Origin of the sequence: Thalassococcus halodurans (genome assembly GCF_900108225.1) — a bacterium.
GTDB lineage: Bacteria > Pseudomonadota > Alphaproteobacteria > Rhodobacterales > Rhodobacteraceae > Thalassococcus > Thalassococcus halodurans.
Genome location: NZ_FNUZ01000008.1, coordinates 22,004 through 36,849 on the forward strand (window position 1 = coordinate 22,004; position 14,846 = coordinate 36,849).

Sequence of the window (14,846 nt, forward strand, 5' to 3'; positions counted from 1 at the left end):
AATTGCCTCAGGAGAACCGAGATACCGACAGGGCATAAAACCAATTCGCTTTCTTCAATTGATTTGAACATTCCGTTTCCGAAACTTTGGGAGGGAAGCAAACGAAGCATCGTTTGGGATTTTTATGAAACGAGCAAATCAAAAACGGGCCACGTCGATTACGGGCCGTTTTTCACATATGTGACCACACGTATCGAAAACAGGTCAAATGGTATCGCGCCGACAGCGGCTGAAAATCCAATAGAAGGCAAATGGCTTCGCTTTTCTCCCTATAACGCCCTGTTTGAAAACGTCGCGCAAATTGAAACAGCCGGTTTTTTCGGCTCAGGCGATTGTCCACCGCCCGCGTTCTGGGTTCATGTCACAGGCGAAACAATTGTGTCGTTTATTCCCCAAAAGTATTTGGCAATGGCGTCAATTGGAGTGGATATATGTGTCAATGACACGCTTGCTTGGCTTCCGGAAAATTAAGCGGGACAAGTCTTTTTACAATTGAACATCGTGTCTTGGGAGTTGGCGCAAGATGAAAATCGGATTTTACGTTACAGAGCATTATGTTTCGCAAATAGAAAACGCTTTGTTGGCGAAGGGCTATGATCTGTTGAGCGGAAGCGGGCAGGACCTTCAGGAGTTTTGCCGTAGGGAATTTCCGAATATGAGTGCAGCCGTAGATATAGTTCAGGATCGGCGAACACCCGACTCCGATATCAATGATGAAGACACCTGCATGATCGTATTGGATCTTCACGTGGCACGTGGGAGTGAACCCACCAATAAGCGCAGTTATTCCAAAACAAAGACCGGTTGGCGGATATTCGTAAATCTTTTGCATTCAGAGATTTTCGACACCAATGGCGAGGAAAAACCCGTCGATGACATGGTAAGGTCGATGTCGGACAAGATAGATCGGGAGCTCGAACGCATCGCGGAAAAAAAGCCGCGACGAGGGCGTAACATCCCATATTGAGGTTTCTTCCGCAGATGAGAAGTGCAGAGAACGAAGCCTTCCTTACTCATAAATCTGATAAGGTTTGTTATGTTAATTATTATAGCAAGCAAATCAAATAAAGCGGCGCTGGGTTGATACACCAGCGCCGCTTTAACATTTAAACCGCCACCGCCTGACGCTCTTGCGACGGATCTGCCGGGACCAATGCGCGAACAACGTCGGTCATGGTCAGAACGCCGACCGTTTCACCGTCGCGCATCACGCGGAAGGCTTGGTCTGTTCGGCCTTCGGAACGGGCGATCACGTGTTCCAAGGTGTCATCCGCATCGACGTCTCCTGCAACCGGTATCCCGTCCGCACCTGCCTTCATCACCGTTCGGGCGCGCAGGACGCGGGCGCGGTTGATGTCGCTGATAAAGTCGATGATGTACGGGTCCTCGGGATGCATCAGGATGTGCTGCGGTTCGCCTTGTTGCACGATCTCACCATCCTTCAGGATGACCAGATGATCCGCCAGTTTCAGCGCCTCGTCCAGATCGTGGGTGATGAAGATGATCGTTTTGTGCAGTTCTTCCTGCAGTTCTAGCAACAGGTTCTGCATGTCGGTGCGGATCAACGGATCAAGCGCGGAAAACGCCTCGTCCATCAGCATGATATCCGAGTTCGACGTCAGCGCCCGTGCGATGCCCACACGTTGCTGCATGCCGCCGGACAGTTCGTGCGGATAACTGGCCTCGAACCCTTCTAGCCCGACGCGCGCCAGCCATTTGCGGGCCTCATTAAGCCGTTCGGTTTCATCGACGCCTCGCACCTCAAGCGGCATAGCGGCGTTGTCGATCACTGAGCGGTGGGGCAGCAGTGCGAACTTTTGAAACACCATGGACATGCGAGTCTGGCGCAATTCGCGCAGCTCTGCCTGCCCCATCTTCATGACGTCCTGACCGTCGATCAGGATTTCGCCTGTGGTGGGTTCGATCAACCGGTTCAGGTGCCGGATCAGGGTGGATTTGCCCGACCCGGACAGGCCCATGATGACCGTGGTTTTGCCGGCATACATGTCGATGTTGATGTCCCTCAGGCCAACGACGTGACGCAGATCGGACAGGACATCGGCCTTGGACATGCCCTTTTGCACATCGGGCAGCACGCGTTCGGGGCTTGCACCAAAAATCTTGTACAGGCCACGAATGCGGATTTGCGGTTCGTTTACGTTGGTCATCGGCTGCTCCTTGACACATCTACGCGGGCCAGAGCCGCCTTTGAGGCGCGATCCAGCATCACAGCCAGAAGAACGATGCCCAGACCGGCGATCAGGCCGACCCCGATTTCCAGATTGCGGATACCGCGCAGAACCAGAACGCCCAGACCCGGTGCCGACACCAGCGAGGCGATGACAACCATGGCAAGGCTCATCATGATGGTCTGGTTCACACCGGCCATAATATTCGGCAGCGCCAACGGGATTTCCACTTTGAACAGTTTCTGCCTTGAGGTCATGCCAAAGGCATCGGCGGCCTCGATGACGTCTTTATCAACCAGACGAATGCCCAGATCGGTCAGTCGGATCACAGGGACAATCGCGTAAAGGATAATGGCGATACCGTAGAGCTTTGATTCCGTTACAGAAAACAGGAAGATCAGCGGAATCAGATAAACGAATGTGGGCAGCGTTTGCAGCAGGTCCAGCACCGGAATGCCGCCCTTTTGCAAGCGGTCGTTTTTGGACATGGCGATACCGATCGGCACACCGAACAACACACACAGCCCCGTACAGACAAAGATGATGGCCAGCGTCTGGATCGCAACCTCGAGATGGTCGATAGCGCCGAGGAACACGAAGGACAGGGCCACAAAAATCGTGACAGGCCGCGACCGCGACACGAACCACGTCAGCGCGATCAGCATCGGGATCAGAACGAACCACGGGATGGACGTGAACAGCCAAAGCGCCCCGTCCAGCATCCACGACAATGGCTGCGTGATCGGATCAAGCACCAGTTTCAGATTGTCTTTGATATCCAGAAAGAAGCGTTCTAGCCCTGCGGTCATATCGCGGGTTTGGGGGATCCTGCCGCAGGCCTCGTGCAGGGCGTCCAGCGATGGAAAGGGCAGCGGCCCGCTTGCTTCGTCGGGGTTTGTGCCCTGCGCTTTCGCCAAAAGCTGTGCCATGGTCATGGGGCCGTCGACCTTGTCGGCGTCGCACCATTCGCGCAGCCCGAGCGCGTTAAACACGCCGTCGTATTGTGCCATTTTTCCTGTCCCTGTCAGATGGGGGAAAGGCGGGCGTTTTTTACGGCCCGCCTTTGTTTTTGTCGGTTGTTACTGAAGCAGAGCCGAAAGCTTTTCCTTGGCCGCGTCATCCAGCCATGTGCCCCAGACATCCTTGTAGGTGGTCAGGTAGTACACTGCCGCCTCGTCCGGCGACGCGTTGTTTTCCGACTGCCACGCCAGGACGCCGTTCATCTGTTCGTTGGTGAACTGCATCTTGGACAGCATGTCGGTGACCGCCGGATTTTCGGTGGCAAAGCTGTCTGTGACCACAGTCAGAACTTTGGCTTTCGGGAAGGGCGACAGTTGCGGATCGGCGCAATCTTCTTTCGCATTACAGCTATGTGCATCCGCGTTGAAATCACCCATCTCGACTGCAGTCATCGGGTACTGGCCCAGAACCGATGTGGGCGCCCAGTAGTAGCCGAACCACGGCTCTTTGTCCTGATAGGCCGCCGCGATGGATGTTGCCATAGTTTCGCCAGAGCCGTGCTGGAAAACTTCGATGCCGGCGGCTTCCAAACCAGCGGCCTTGGCGTTGTTGCCGTTCACAGTCTTACATGCCCAGCCATCGGGGCACTGGTGGAACCGGTTGCCGACCAGATCAGGGTTGGCCAGAACGCCTTCGATGGTGGCCAGTTCGGGATGTTCTTCCAGCACATAGTTCGGAATCCACCACGCTTCGACACCGCCATCAGACAGGACTTCCGTCAGCGGTTTGACCTTACCTTCGGCAGCAAGGCGGTCGTAAACGGGGGCTGCGTTGACCCAAAGTTCGGTCAGAATGTCAGGCTCGCCTGTTTCTGCGACCGATGTCAGCGCAGGATTGGTCGAGGACGGGATACGCGTGACATCACAGCCATAGCCCTGTTCCATGATGAATTCGCCCACGGCTGTTACAACAGCGGCAGAGGCCCAGTTCATTTCGGTGATGCTAACCTCACCGCAGCTACCGTGGCTTTCGGCAAATGCCGGAGCCGCGGCCAGGGCGAAGGCGGACGTCAGTAGAATTTTACGCATTGTAGTCTCCTTGTTGATACGTTTTTTGGCTTTGGTTTTCGGGTGTTATTCGCCGCGCGGGTAGCGGGCGTTTTCTTCGACGACATTCAGGTCCATGTGGTTGCGCATGTACCGTTCCGAGGCTTTCTGGAGCGGCTGGTAATCCCACGGGAAATAGCTGCCGTTGCGAAGTGCCTCGTAGACGACCCAGCGACGGGCCTGACTTTTGCGGACATCGGCATCAAACTGGTCCAGATCCCACCGTGCATCCGCCTTGGCACGCAGATCGGCCAGCGTGTCGGCATGGTCCGGATCATCGACAAGGTTGGTCAGCTCATGGGGGTCGGCCTCAAGATCGAACAGCTGATCAGGGTCAAGCGCGCAGCGGGTGTATTTGAACCGTCCTTCGCGCAGCGCAACCATCGGCGCATAGGATGCCTCAGCGGCGTATTCCATCGCCACCGGCCCCCTGCCCTCGCCATTGGCGACAGGCACAAGGCTGTGGCCTTCGGTCCAAGGCATAACCTCGGACATATCCACACCCGCCAGATCGCAAAGCGTCGGACACACATCGATGTTGCTGACCGGCGTTTCCACCAGCCCCGCAGGCACCTGCGGCGCGCAGATCATCATCGGAACGCGGGACGACCCCTCGAAAAAGCTCATTTTGAACCAAAGGCCGCGTTCGCCCAGCATGTCGCCGTGATCGGACACGAAAAGGATGATCGTATCCTCTTCCTGACGGGTGCCGCGCAGGGCCTCCATCACGTCGCCGATCTTGTCATCCAGATACGAGATGTTGGCGAAATACGCGCGGCGCGAGCGGCGGACATCCTCTTCGGAGATGTTGAAATTGCGCCAGTCGTTGGCGTCGAAAATACGCTGCGAATGTTTGTCCTGATTGTCGTAGCCCAGATCGCCGACAGTCGGCATCAGATGCTCACAATCTTCGTAGAGGTCCCAGTACTTCTTGCGCGCGACATAGGGGTCGTGCGGGTGTGTAAAGCTGACTGTCAGACACCACGGGCGGTCATCGTGACGGCGACCCAGATCATAGACCTTGCGGGTGGCGTGATAGGCGACCTCGTCGTCATATTCCATCTGGTTGGTGATCTCGGCCACGCCCGAACCGGTGACGGACCCCATGTTGTGATACCACCAGTCGATCCGTTCACCCGGCTTGCGATAGTCCGGCGTCCAGCCGAAATCAGGCGGATACACATCGGTTGTCAGACGTTCTTCAAAGCCATGCAGCTGATCCGCGCCGACAAAGTGCATCTTGCCTGACAGACAGGTGTGATACCCCGCACGGCGCAAGTGGTGCGCATAGGTGGGGATCGACGAACAGAACTCGGCCGCGTTGTCGTAAACGCCCGTGACCGACGGCAACTGCCCCGACATGAAAGACGCCCGCCCCGGCGCGCACAACGGCGACGCGGTATAGCAATTGCGGAACCGTGCGGACTGCTCGGCAAGGGCGCGAATGTTGGGAACATGCAGGAAGTCTGCCGGACCGTCAGGAAACAGTGTTCCGTTCAGCTGATCGACCATAAAAATCAGAATATTGGGGCGCTTTTCATCAGCCATTGGTGTTTGACTTTCCTTGCGGTGTTACGGGGTTAAGCATCAGGCAAACCCCCATTTGTAATGATGGTGGTCCAAAGTGATGTGGATATCGGCGCCGGTCACATCAGGACGGGCGTGGCGGTACAAAGATCGCCAGTAAGACTGGATAATCACGCCCTCGTCCTGCATCAGCTGCTGGATACGCGCCATAATCTGGCGCCGTTCGTCGACATCGGACAGGGCCAGCGCCTGATCCAGAAGCGCGTCGAATTCCGCGTTTTCAAAACCTGTTTCGTTCCATGGCTCGCCTGATCGGTAGGCCACGGAAAGGATCTGCACGCCAAGCGCCCGATGGTTCCAGTTGGTCACGCTGAACGGGTAGGTCGCCCAGTCCTGCCAATACGTTCCGCCAGGCATGATCCGGCGCTTGACCTTGAACCCAGCATCCTGAAGCAGCGCACCGACCGCATCCGCAGTATTGCGCAGCCATCCATCATCAAGCGAGATCAGTTCATGTTCAAAATCAAGCATCCCCGCCTCGGCCATAAGGGCATAGGCGGCCTCGGGGTCGACCTTGGGCTTGGGCAAGGGGGCATAGTCCGGATGGATCGGCGCCACATGGTGATTTTCGGCCGTGATGCCGTGATCATTGATCCCCAATTCCAGAACGATCTCGGGATCGACCGCCATTGCCAATGCACGGCGAACCCGTTTGTCGGCATAGGGGGCAATGTCACCAACTTTGGCTTTCTGGTTTGTGCGGACAACAGCAGTTGCCGCTGTCACAACCTTGGACTGGGCCAAACCCATCGCGTCCAACACACCCACAAATTCGCCCACGGACTCGGACAGCATGTCAACCTCGCCCGCCTCGATGGCAGCAACCCATGACGCAGGATCGGTGCCGTAATCCAGATATTCGATCCGGTCCACGAATGGCCCGCCATACACCTGCGTTCCCCACCAATCCTGATCGGCATTGCGCGTCAGAACGGCCTTTGCCCCGACCTCGATCTGATCGATCAGGAACGGGCCCGTCCCGACATTTGCGGGAATATTCTTGTCATCAAAGGATGGATGCACGATCGCTGCAGGGAAGTCGGCCATGCTCGGGATAATCGAAATATCGGACCGCGGCAGGCTGAGGCGCACGGTTAGCCCGTCCTCGACACCAATCGCCCCTGCCGCCGCCTGCCCCGTTTCGGGATCGATCAGGCTGGCCATGCGCGACGCCATGGAATTGCCCGCCACGCTTTTGTCGCACCAGCCTTGAATATTCCACGCGACCTGTTCGGCGGTCAGCGGCTGACCATTGTGCCATGTCACATCGGGACGGATGTGCAGAACGTATTCCGTTGCATCCGCGTTCACGTCCCAATGCGACAGAAGCATGCCGCGAAAGCTGCCGTCGTTGTTGTATTCGACCAGATGTTCGAACGTGCCGCGCATGGTGTTCGCGATCGAGCTCCAGTCAGTGACGCGCGGCGCCTTCAGTGCTTTGACTTCCATTTGCACCCGCAGGGTTTTCTGGCTGCTGGCACCGTCAATGGCTTGCGCGGGCGCCGCCTGCCCCATCAGCGCATAGGCCCCGGCGACCGACACCCCGAGGGACGTCGCCCGAGCAAGGAATTCACGTCGGTTCAGTTCACCTGTTTGCAGGTGCCGAGCATCGCGGATCGCGCCGATATGAAGGCTGGGAGTGTGCAACATGTCCTTTGGCGATGCCCTTTGGCCTTTTGCTATTCGTGATTCACCCTTGCAATTGAGGCAACGTATCAGCGAAGTACCTTTGTTCACTGGGGAATGTGGTTATGTCTGGCATTCGGAATCCTTATGGCTCGTTCAGCCGCTACAGCGCCGATCTGTGTCTGTTTCTGCTGGTTGCAAAGACCGGTCAGCTTTCAGCCGCCGCCACCGAGGCAGGGCTGTCGCAGCCACGGATCAGCCAGCGGATGCGCGCGCTGGAAGACAGTCTTGGGCAGACGCTGTTTCTGCGCGAACGGCGTGGCGTGACCCTGACGCCGGACGGAATGGATCTTTTGGCTGCGCTGCAAAGGCCCCTTGGCGATGCGATCGAGGCGTTTGATGCGTTCAGGCGCAAACCCCAAAGTGACGAGGTCGTCATTATGACCGACATCGCCTTTTCCACATTCCTGCTGTTGCCGGAAATCGCCTCGCTTAGTGCGGCGTTTCCCAACATAAGCATTTCGGTCCTGTCGCAACAGAAGCCCGATGCGGACGTGTCCCCAAAGGCCAGTCTGACAATTCTGATGGAGCCTGTGCCGGATGGCGACGACAACGCCACATTGCTGTTCAAAGAACGCGTAACCGCCGTTTGCAGCCCCGCCTACAAAGCCCGCCACCCCGAGATGCACGAGGCAAAGGATCTGGCCGACAAAACGCTGATCGACCTTGCGGCCAAGGCCGATGCGCCGTGGTACACTTGGGCGGGATGGCTGAAGGAACAGGGCGGCACACGGGACACCGCGCGCGAATTCATTGCCTTCAATTCCTATGATCACGTCATCCGCTCTGCCCGGTCCGGATTGGGGATCGCTCTGGGATGGGAAGGTCTTCTGAACAGCGACGATCCTGCATCAGGCCTGATCCGCGCCATCCCCGCTGTTCTGGAAAGCAACCGTGGCTATGTTCTGCGCGCCGTCGACGGACGCGCGGGCGCGAACACAGCCAAGGTTTTTGACTGGCTGGCCGACACCTTTGCAACGACCTAGGCGTCGGCGCGTGCGGCCTGCAAAGCTTCGGTCAGTGCCTCGCGGTCGCCAATGTGGTTGGCCAGCAAAAGGATCAGGCGCGCGTTCAGCGCATGGCTTTCCTCTTCGCTAAGCCCGTCATGGGTGGCGATCAGTTCGGCGTAAAAGCTGTCGGGGTCCGGAATGTTCGGATTGGTGTTCAAAGCCATCTGTTCAGTCCTTTCCACAGGCGCGGCGCAGTGCGGCCTTTACGGCTGTTTCGTCATAGTGGCCCCAACGACCGGCAACGTGTTGGTCAGGCCGGATCAGGTAGACCGCGCTTTCCGCCTGTCCCAGATAGCGTTCGGCCAAGGCATCGGAAACATCGCGGATAGCAACGCGCCGCGCCGTCACGCCGTCTGCCTCGACACCTGCGTCAGGCCCATCGCAATTGATGGTCAAAAGCGCGAAGTCACCGCCCAACTGACCCAGCAAGAAGCCTTCGCCAAGCGGCGCATCTGGGCACGGGCTTCCTGGGCGCGTGCGTTCAGGACCGTTTGCCAGCGCTTCCTCGGAATTCAGGGTGGATCCGTCATAGACACACGGCACCGAAAGACGCCCCGAGTTCACCAAAGGCCGCGCAAAGGCGTGGTGTTCGGCAAGGTTCAGAACCGCATTGCGAAACATGTGGCTGACCTTGGACTTCGGCGTGATGAAATCCGTGGAACGGGTTGAATTCAGGATGTTTTCATCCGCCCCGTAGCGGCGTTCGGAACAGTAGGTATCCAGCAGGCTGTCAGGCGCTTTGCCTGCCAGAACAAGGCCCAGTTTCCAGCCAAGGTTATCCACGTCCTGCATGCCCGAGTTCGCGCCACGCGCGCCGAACGGCGACACCTGATGCGCGGCATCGCCAGCAAAGATCACGCGACCATGGCGGAACTTATCCATCCGGCGGCATTGGAACGTGTAGATCGACGACCAGACCATGTCATAACCCACATCCGGCCCAAGGAAGGCATCCAGACGACGGCGGATGTTTTCCTCTTTCATCTCTTCCTTGCGGTCTACGTCCCAGCCGATCTGGAAATCGACGCGCCAGACATCGTCCGGCTGGCGGTGCAACAGGGTCGAGGCCCCTGCACCGTGCGACGGTTCAAACCAGAACCAGCGTTCGGTCGGGAAGTCATCGTTGTGCATCTTGATGTCGGCGATCAGGAAGCTGTCCTTGAACACGCGTCCTTCAAAATCCAGACCCATCATATTGCGCAGCGGCGAGGACGCGCCATCAGCCCCGATCAGCCAATCGGCCTGAATGGTGTAGGGGCCTTCCGGCGTCATGATGTCCAGTTCGACATACCCATCATTGGTGCGCACCGCATCCACACGGTTGCGTCCACGAATATCGATAGGCGCGCCTGCGGCCTGCTCTTCGCGGACGCAGTCGACCAGAAACTTTTCAAAATAGGGCTGCTGAAGGTTGATAAAGGCGGGGTACTTGTGGCCCTCTTCCGGCAGCAGGTTGAACTCATAGATTTTGCGATCCTCGTGGAAAACCTTGCCAAGGTTCCAGACCACCCCCTTATCGACCATGGGTTCGCCACAGCCGTAGCGGTCGCAGATTTCCAGCGTCCGCTTGGCAAAGCAGATCGCGCGACTTCCCTGCCCGATCCCTTCGTGGTCATCCAGGACTACGCAAGGAACACCCTGACGCCCCATATCCAGCGCCGTCGCAATGCCAATGGGACCCCCGCCAAAGATCACCACAGGATGGCGCACCGGTTGCGCGGCGTCCTGATCGGCGCTGCGCTCATACGGATAAAGCCTGAAGGCAAGGCTATAGCGATCGTCTAAGGGCATGTCGGTCTCCTCCCTAGGGTCCTCATCCTGTGCCCTGCCCGTTTCCGGGCAGGGTGAGGTCGTTCTGATCAAGCGATAGGCGGCCGGATCAGTCCTGCAGCGCGTTCCACATTTCTTTGTCGCGCTCGGCGGTCCAGACGCGCGGAGTGTCGATGCCACGGGCTTCGTCGTAGGCACGGGCCACGTTGAACGGCAGGCAGTGTTCGTAGATCGCGTAGTCCTTGAACTTCGGATCGCATTCGGCGCGGCATGCATCCCATGCCTCTTTCATCGACCCGCCACGTGCCACGACGCGGGCGATGGGCTTGTAAGTCGAATTCACGAAATCCGCCGTCGCCGCGATCGCCTTGGCAACCATGTCTTCGCCAACCAGCGCGTCACCACGACCCGGCGCAATCGCCTTGGGTTCATAGGCTGCGATGTTCATCAGGGTTTCTTCCCAATCGCCGAAGTGGCCGTCACCGCAATAGCAGGCCGAGTGGTATTCAACGATGTCACCTGTGAACATGACTTCCTGATCGGGCACCCAAACCACCGCGTCACCCGCTGTGTGCGCACGGCCAAGGTGCATGATGTCGACGCGGCGTTTGCCCAGATAAACGGTCATCCGATCCGAGAATGTGGTCGTCGGACGGGTCAGACCCGGGATTTCCTCATGCCCTTGGAAAAGACGCGGGAAGCGATCGAATTCGCTGTCCCAGTCTTCCTGACCACGCTCTTCGACCATTGCGGCGGCGGTGTCGGACATGATGATTTCACGCGCACCATAAGCAGATGCACCCAGCACGCGCACGGCGTGATAGTGGGTCAGCACCAGATGGCTGATCGGCTTGTCCGTGACAGAGCGTACACATTCGATCACCTTGCGCGCCAGACGCGGTGTCGCCTGCGCCTCGACGATCATAACGCTGTCGTCGCCGATGATAACGCCGGTGTTCGGATCACCTTCGGCAGTGAAGGCATAAAGCCCTTCGCCAACTTGGGTGAAGCTGATTTTCTTTTCCGCCATGTCGCCAGCGGAGGCAAACGCCTTGCTCATTGTCTGGTCCTTTCGCGCCCCTGTTCTGATCCGGGGCCTCTGGTGTGTGTCGTGTTCCGGGCGATGCCCGAAACGGTTTATCTTTTGTACGGGTCATCCAGCGCGGGCAAAACCGTCGCTGCACATGCACCAAATCCCACGCGATATCCGTCGCCCATCGCCGCGCCCCGCAGGGTCAGCGTATCGCCGTCCTCGACAAAGCTTCGGGTTTCGCCGGTGTCCAGCGTGATCGGTTCCTTGCCGCCCCACGTGATTTCCAAAAGCGCACCGCGCTGATGTTTTTCGGGGCCGGAAATCGTGCCAGAGCCCAACAGATCACCGACCAGCATCGGACAGCCCGATGTGGTGTGATGCGCAAGCTGCTGCGCGGACGAATAGTACATCTCGTTATAGTTCGTGCGGCTGATCACGGTTTCGGCCTGACCTTCTGGCGCAAGACCGACCTCAAGCGCGATATCGTAAAGCATCGGGCCGGGCGCCTGCAGGTACTCTAACAACGGGCGTTCGCGTTCGGGCGTGTCGCAGCGGAAGGGTTCCAGCGCCGCTTTGGGAACGATCCACGGGCTGATTGTGGTGGCCGTCGCCTTCGCCTGAAACGGCCCCAGCGGCTGGTATTCCCACGCCTGAATATCGCGGGCGGACCAGTCGTTCAGCAACACATAGCCAAAGATCATGTCATCGGCTTCGGCAACGGTGACAGGACCGTCCGAAGGCTGACCGACAATCGCGCCCATCTCAAGCTCGATATCGAACCGCTTACAGGGCGCAAAGGTCGGCATCTCTGCATCAGGGGCCTTCAGCTGGCCCCAAGGGCGGCGCACATCCGTGCCGCTGACCTGAACCGAGGACGCACGACCATTGTAGCCGATCGGGATCGACAGCCAGTTCGGCGGCAGCGCATTTTCTGGCCCGCGGAACATGGTGCCCACGTTGGTTGCGTGATGTTTGCCTGCATAGAAATCGGTGTATTCCGACACTGTAAAAGGCATACGCATCTGCGTGCCGTCCTGCGCCACCAGATAGCGCGACAGCCCGTCTGCGTCTGCCATGCCCTCTGCCAAAAGCGCGGTCAGGGTCGCGCGGACGTCCGCCCAGATTTGCGCACCCAGCCCCATGAACGCGGTCCAGTCACCGGCGGCGAACACCTCGTCTTCGCCCGCGACCGCGATCACGCCATCGGCCTCAAGCGCGGTGACATCAAGGATCATGTCGCCAATCGCAACGCCGCAGTGCTGTTCGCCTGATGCGGTCAGGAATGCACCGTATGGCAGGTTGTTCAACGGGAAGTCTGTGTCGGGCGTATTCGCGCTGTCGACCCAGCTTTTCATTAAGGGCATGTCGGCTCCTTACAGTGCATCTGGTTGGTTTTCGGGCAGCGCCGCAGCAATCGCAGGGATCGCGCGGGCGGCCTTATCTATTGAAACAAGTCGGGCAAAGGGCGTTAGATCCAGCCCCCAACGGCGGGCGTTGACCATCTGCCCCACAAGGCACAGGTCTGCCTGCGTCAGCGTATCACCAAAGCTGAACGGACCTTCGGGGCTGATCATAGCTTGGAAAGCCGCAAACCCCTGCGCCATCCAGTGACGCATCCAGTCATACACCTCATCCGCTGAATGCCCCATGCCTTTCAGGTGTTCGGTCACTTTCAGGTTGTTGATCGGATGGATATCCATCGCAATGATCTGCGCCGCGGCCCGCACCTGCGCGCGGGCTACCGGATCGGATGGCAAAAGCGCGGTGCTTGGATAAGCGTCGTCCAGCCATTCCAGAATGGCCATCGACTGCGTCAGCACAGTGCCATCATCCAGCACCAGTGTCGGCACTCCCCGCGCAGGATTCAGCGCGGTATAGTCAGACCTATGCTGCGCCCCGTCCGTCAGGTTCACGCAACGGATATCGTACGGCACCCCCTTAAGGTTCAGCGCCGCACGGACCCGCAACGATGTGGTGGACCGCCAATAGCTGTAGAGCATCATCACTTTTTGCCCGGCGTCCCGTCGAACTTTTTCTCAAGGCTTTCCCAGCAGTCAATGTAGTCGTCCTGCAGAGGGGCCTCTTTCGCGGCGAACTCGGTCAGGTGCTGGGGGAACCGTGTCTCGAACATGAAGGACATTGTGTTGTCCAGCTTTTCGGCTTTCAGTTCGGCATTCGACGCTCCTTCAAAGGCGTTCCGGTCGGGACCATGCGGCAGCATCATGTTGTGCAGGCTCATACCACCGGGGACAAAGCCCTGCGGTTTGGCATCGTACTGGCCGTAAATGTTGCCCATCAGCTCGGACATGATGTTCTTGTGGTACCACGGCGGACGGAAGGTGTTTTCCGCCACCATCCAGCGTTCGCGGAAAAGAACAAAGTCGATATTCGCGGTGCCCGGCACACCGCTGGGCGCGGTCAGAACCGTAAAGATCGACGGATCGGGGTGGTCGAATAGAACCGCACCAACCGGACAATAGGTCGACAGATCGTATTTGTAGGGCGCGTAGTTGCCATGCCATGCGACCACGTCCAGCGGGCTTTGCGCGATCTGCGTTTCGTGGAACTGACCACACCATTTGATGGTCAGGGTCGACGGCACCTCGCGGTCCTCATAGGCCGCAACGGGCGCTTTGAAGTCACGCGGGTTAGCGAGGCAGTTCGCCCCGATCGGGCCGCGACCCGGCAGTTCGAATTTCTGCCCGTAGTTTTCACAGACAAAGCCACGGCACGGGCCTTCCAGCACCTCGACGCGATAGACCAGACCACGGGGGATGATCGCGATTTCCTGAGGAGCAAGGTCGATCACACCCAATTCGGTGCAGAACCGCAGCCTGCCCTCTTGCGGCACCACCAGCAATTCGCTGTCGGCGCTGTAGAAATAGCTGTCCACCATGCTTTCGGTCACAAGGTAGATATGGCTGGCCATGCCGACCTGCGTGTTCACATCGCCCGCTGTCGTCATGGTGCGCATGCCTGTCAGCCACGTGGTTTCGCCGGTCGCCTCGACCGGATCCCAGCGATACTGACCAAGGCTGATCACATCGGGATCAACGCATGGCGCGGATTTCCAGTAAGGCAGATCGATCTTGGTATAGCGCGCCGAGTGCTTGACCGACGGGCGGATGCGATAGGTCCACGTGCGCTCTGGCGGGTTCGCGGTAAAGGCCGTGCCCGACAGCTGTTCACCATAAAGACCATAGTTACACTTCTGCGGGCTGTTCATGCCCTGCGGCAACGCACCGGGCAGAGCCTCGGTTTCAAAATCGTTTCCAAAACCCGGCATATAGCCGTCGTGCGTGCCAACAACATGCGGCGCGCGGATCATGCCGACAGGCAATTCGTGGCGTGTCATCGTCATCTCCCATGATCGACATGGATGCCGCCCCTCCGTGTGCTGGCATCCATGGAAAATCTTTCGCGGCATTAAACGTTGCAGATGCAATGATGTCAAGTTCGTTGCAATTGCAACGATAAAGGTATTCTTAGTACACGATAGTTCGCG

At 58.2% G+C, this 14,846-nt stretch carries 14 protein-coding genes; 3 read left to right on the plus strand and 11 right to left on the minus strand.

All coding sequences use genetic code 11. The features are described 5' to 3' along the window. Positions 1-63: 63 nt before the first annotated feature. On the plus strand, positions 64-471 hold the full coding sequence (locus tag C4S59_RS18150) for a hypothetical protein (RefSeq protein ID WP_103911818.1): 408 nt from the start codon (positions 64-66) through the stop codon (positions 469-471). A gap of 52 nt (positions 472-523) precedes the next feature. Continuing rightward, the gene (locus C4S59_RS18155) at positions 524-967 is read left to right on the plus strand and encodes a hypothetical protein (protein ID WP_103911819.1); all 444 of its coding nucleotides are present in this window, start codon (positions 524-526) and stop codon (positions 965-967) included. A 139-nt stretch (positions 968-1,106) separates the two neighbouring features. Here C4S59_RS18155 and C4S59_RS18160 read toward each other — a convergent pair whose 3' ends face one another. From C4S59_RS18160 to C4S59_RS18180, 5 genes are all read right to left on the minus strand, one after another. Continuing rightward, on the minus strand, positions 1,107-2,168 hold the full coding sequence (locus C4S59_RS18160) for a quaternary amine ABC transporter ATP-binding protein (RefSeq protein ID WP_103911820.1): 1,062 nt from the start codon (positions 2,166-2,168) through the stop codon (positions 1,107-1,109). Beyond that, on the minus strand, positions 2,165-3,199 hold the full coding sequence (locus tag C4S59_RS18165; protein WP_103911821.1) for an ABC transporter permease: 1,035 nt from the start codon (positions 3,197-3,199) through the stop codon (positions 2,165-2,167). The genes C4S59_RS18160 and C4S59_RS18165 overlap by 4 nt, the downstream gene beginning before the upstream one ends. Before the next feature lie 69 nt (positions 3,200-3,268). After that, positions 3,269-4,237 carry an ABC transporter substrate-binding protein gene (locus C4S59_RS18170; protein ID WP_103911822.1) on the minus strand — a complete coding sequence of 323 codons (969 nt, stop codon included), beginning with the start codon at positions 4,235-4,237 and terminating at the stop codon, positions 3,269-3,271. Positions 4,238-4,282: 45 nt separating this feature from the next. Beyond that, the gene (betC, locus tag C4S59_RS18175) at positions 4,283-5,803 is read right to left on the minus strand and encodes a choline-sulfatase (protein WP_103911823.1); all 1,521 of its coding nucleotides are present in this window, start codon (positions 5,801-5,803) and stop codon (positions 4,283-4,285) included. A 39-nt stretch (positions 5,804-5,842) separates the two neighbouring features. Next, a complete protein-coding gene (locus tag C4S59_RS18180) occupies positions 5,843-7,492 on the minus strand; it encodes an ABC transporter substrate-binding protein (protein WP_103911824.1) in 1,650 nt (549 codons plus the stop codon). A gap of 101 nt (positions 7,493-7,593) precedes the next feature. Between C4S59_RS18180 and C4S59_RS18185 the strand changes: the two genes are divergently transcribed. Beyond that, positions 7,594-8,514, plus strand: coding sequence for a LysR family transcriptional regulator (locus tag C4S59_RS18185; RefSeq protein WP_103911825.1), 921 nt, complete (start codon positions 7,594-7,596; stop codon positions 8,512-8,514). Here the strand turns inward: C4S59_RS18185 and C4S59_RS18190 are convergent. From C4S59_RS18190 to hmgA, 6 genes are all read right to left on the minus strand, one after another. Next, a complete protein-coding gene (locus C4S59_RS18190) occupies positions 8,511-8,702 on the minus strand; it encodes a DUF2783 domain-containing protein (protein ID WP_103911826.1) in 192 nt (63 codons plus the stop codon). The genes C4S59_RS18185 and C4S59_RS18190 overlap by 4 nt on opposite strands. 4 nt (positions 8,703-8,706) lie before the next feature. Further along, positions 8,707-10,329, minus strand: coding sequence for an FAD-dependent oxidoreductase (locus C4S59_RS18195; RefSeq protein ID WP_103911827.1), 1,623 nt, complete (start codon positions 10,327-10,329; stop codon positions 8,707-8,709). 88 nt (positions 10,330-10,417) lie between these two features. Continuing rightward, complete coding sequence (locus C4S59_RS18200) at positions 10,418-11,368, minus strand: MBL fold metallo-hydrolase (protein ID WP_103911828.1); 951 nt, start codon at positions 11,366-11,368, stop codon at positions 10,418-10,420. Positions 11,369-11,445: 77 nt separating this feature from the next. After that, positions 11,446-12,705 (minus strand): fumarylacetoacetase, encoded by a 1,260-nt coding sequence (fahA, locus tag C4S59_RS18205; RefSeq protein WP_103911829.1) that lies wholly within the window; start codon positions 12,703-12,705, stop codon positions 11,446-11,448. A 9-nt stretch (positions 12,706-12,714) separates the two neighbouring features. Beyond that, complete coding sequence (maiA, locus tag C4S59_RS18210; protein WP_103911830.1) at positions 12,715-13,344, minus strand: maleylacetoacetate isomerase; 630 nt, start codon at positions 13,342-13,344, stop codon at positions 12,715-12,717. After that, complete coding sequence (gene hmgA / locus C4S59_RS18215) at positions 13,344-14,696, minus strand: homogentisate 1,2-dioxygenase (protein WP_103911885.1); 1,353 nt, start codon at positions 14,694-14,696, stop codon at positions 13,344-13,346. The genes maiA and hmgA overlap by 1 nt, the downstream gene beginning before the upstream one ends. Positions 14,697-14,846 lie beyond the last annotated feature (150 nt).

What these genes read in the sequence shown, in the direction of transcription:
- C4S59_RS18200 (WP_103911828.1), bottom strand. Translation starts at nt 11,368, where the DNA reads ATGAGCAAGGCGTTTGCCTCCGCTGGCGACATGGCGGAAAAGAAAATC.
- C4S59_RS18170 (WP_103911822.1), bottom strand. Translation starts at nt 4,237, where the DNA reads ATGCGTAAAATTCTACTGACGTCCGCCTTCGCCCTGGCCGCGGCTCCG.
- C4S59_RS18195 (WP_103911827.1), bottom strand. Translation starts at nt 10,329, where the DNA reads ATGCCCTTAGACGATCGCTATAGCCTTGCCTTCAGGCTTTATCCGTAT.
- C4S59_RS18155 (WP_103911819.1), top strand. Translation starts at nt 524, where the DNA reads ATGAAAATCGGATTTTACGTTACAGAGCATTATGTTTCGCAAATAGAA.
- C4S59_RS18180 (WP_103911824.1), bottom strand. Translation starts at nt 7,492, where the DNA reads ATGTTGCACACTCCCAGCCTTCATATCGGCGCGATCCGCGATGCTCGG.
- C4S59_RS18165 (WP_103911821.1), bottom strand. Translation starts at nt 3,199, where the DNA reads ATGGCACAATACGACGGCGTGTTTAACGCGCTCGGGCTGCGCGAATGG.
- C4S59_RS18160 (WP_103911820.1), bottom strand. Translation starts at nt 2,168, where the DNA reads ATGACCAACGTAAACGAACCGCAAATCCGCATTCGTGGCCTGTACAAG.
- betC (WP_103911823.1), bottom strand. Translation starts at nt 5,803, where the DNA reads ATGGCTGATGAAAAGCGCCCCAATATTCTGATTTTTATGGTCGATCAG.
- maiA (WP_103911830.1), bottom strand. Translation starts at nt 13,344, where the DNA reads ATGATGCTCTACAGCTATTGGCGGTCCACCACATCGTTGCGGGTCCGT.
- C4S59_RS18190 (WP_103911826.1), bottom strand. Translation starts at nt 8,702, where the DNA reads ATGGCTTTGAACACCAATCCGAACATTCCGGACCCCGACAGCTTTTAC.
- hmgA (WP_103911885.1), bottom strand. Translation starts at nt 14,696, where the DNA reads ATGACACGCCACGAATTGCCTGTCGGCATGATCCGCGCGCCGCATGTT.
- C4S59_RS18185 (WP_103911825.1), top strand. Translation starts at nt 7,594, where the DNA reads ATGTCTGGCATTCGGAATCCTTATGGCTCGTTCAGCCGCTACAGCGCC.
- fahA (WP_103911829.1), bottom strand. Translation starts at nt 12,705, where the DNA reads ATGCCCTTAATGAAAAGCTGGGTCGACAGCGCGAATACGCCCGACACA.